This window comes from Dietzia sp. Cai40, from assembly GCF_014145165.1.
Taxonomy (GTDB): Bacteria; Actinomycetota; Actinomycetes; order Mycobacteriales; family Mycobacteriaceae; genus Dietzia; species Dietzia natronolimnaea.
Window position 1 is genome coordinate 1 of record NZ_JAALEB010000136.1, and the last position, 1,843, is coordinate 1,843.

The 1,843-nt window shown below is 72.7% G+C and carries 2 protein-coding genes and 1 pseudogene; all 3 read left to right on the top strand.

Annotated elements, in window-relative coordinates; translation table 11 throughout:
* The coding region (hemB, locus tag G6022_RS06060; RefSeq protein ID WP_182691179.1) for a porphobilinogen synthase at positions 1-977 on the top strand (977 nt) is incomplete at its 5' end.
* On the top strand, positions 974-1,597 hold the full coding sequence (locus G6022_RS06065) for a hypothetical protein (protein WP_182691181.1): 624 nt from the start codon (positions 974-976) through the stop codon (positions 1,595-1,597). The genes hemB and G6022_RS06065, both read left to right, overlap by 4 nt.
* Positions 1,584-1,843, top strand: a pseudogene (locus tag G6022_RS06070) (hypothetical protein); the annotation flags it as partial. The gene G6022_RS06065 and the pseudogene G6022_RS06070, both read left to right, overlap by 14 nt.

Consider the following 1,843-nt stretch of genomic DNA (forward strand, 5'->3'; position numbering starts at 1 on the left):
GCTCGACGCCGGCGATGCGCAGGCTCGTCGCCGAGACCACGCTCGCGCCCCGGCAGCTGGTCCTGCCGGCGTTCGTCGCCGACGGTCTCGACGCGCCGCACGCCATCTCCTCCCTGCCCGGGGTCGTGCAGCACACCGTCGACTCCCTGCGCCGGGAGGCCGCCGCCGCCGCAGAGGCGGGACTCGGCGGGATCATGCTGTTCGGCGTCCCGCTCGACGAGCACAAAGACGCCTCGGGCAGTTGCGGCGCCGCCGCCGACGGCATCCTCAACCGGGCGCTGACCGCCGTCCGCGAGGAGGTCGGCGACGACCTCGTGGTGATGGCCGACACCTGCCTGGACGAGTTCACCGACCACGGTCACTGCGGTGTCCTCGGCACCGACCCACGTGGCGAGCAGGTCGTCGACAACGACGCCACACTGGCCGCCTACAACGACCTCGCCGTGGCCCAGGCCGCCGCCGGAGCCCACGTGGTGGGGCCGAGCGGGATGATGGACGGCCAGATCGCCGCCATCCGCGAGGCACTGGACCGCGAGGGCTACCAGGACGTGGCCGTGCTCGCGTACAGCGCCAAGTACGCCAGCGCCTTCTACGGGCCGTTCCGCGAGGCCGTCGGGTCCTCGCTGCGCGGCGACCGGCGCACCTACCAACAGGATCCCGCCAACCTGCGCGAGTCGCTGCGCGAGGTGCGGTTGGACCTGGACGAGGGCGCCGACATGGTCATGGTCAAGCCGGCGATGAGCTACCTCGACGTCCTGCGCCAGACCGCCGAGATCTCGGACGTGCCGGTGGCCGCCTACCAGGTCTCCGGGGAGTACGCGATGATCTCCGCCGCCGCCGAGCGCGGATGGATCGACCACGACCTCGCGGTGATGGAGTCGCTGACCTCCATCCGCCGCGCCGGCGCGGACATCGTCCTGACCTATTGGGCCCTGCACGCCGCCCGCCTCCTCGCCGACGGGTGGGGCACCCGGTGACCCGCGGCAGCGGGCCGTGGCGCCCACCCGAGCGGACCGACGGCCCGCCCGACCAGTCCGACGGCCCGACAGAGCGCGCAGACGGCCGGCCGGTGGAACCGGCGGGACCGCTTCCCGACGACGTCCACTCCGCCTGGGGACTGTGGCTCGCCGCCACAGGGTTCGCGCTGATCGGGATGCTGCTCAACGCCGCGACCTCCCGGTTCGGCGATCTGCCTCCGGCCACCCGTGACGCCTTCCGCGACGCCGTCGAGACCGCCGGGGCCGCTGACATCTCCATCGAGGCGCTGTTCGGCATGGCGCGGATTGTGGGCGCCGTCCTGGCGGTACTCGTCAGCGTGGTGACGGTGTGGCTGGCATTCCGGCTGCGAGCGGGAAAGGGCTGGGCCCGGACGATGCTCGACATCGTCGCCATCTTCCTCGTGGTGGACGCGGTCTCCGTCGTGATCGGCGTGTTCGGCGGTGTCGCCGAGGCGGGGGAGCGTGGCGAGATCGTCACCTTCATCGTGATCTCCCTGCAGATCCTCGCGGGGCTGTGCGCCGCCACCGCCGTGTGGCGTCAGCACACCGCCGAGGCCATGAAGTTCACGACCGGTGGCGGTTCGCGTGCCGGCGAGTGAGCCCGACCGGCCGGAGCCGGGGACGGGACCGGAGCCGCGGGGCCCCATCCTCTTCGCCGAAGACGGGTGGAGCTGGGCCTGGATCTTCGCCGCGCCGCTGTTCTGCGCGAGCGCCGCGGTGTTCGAGCTGATCGCCGGCGCGCCCGTCCACTGGCTCATGCTCACGGTCTGCGCGATCGCCTCGGCGATGTGCCACGGGGTGATGATCGCCGCCACCCGCGTCCACGGTCGCGTCCGGCTCACCCC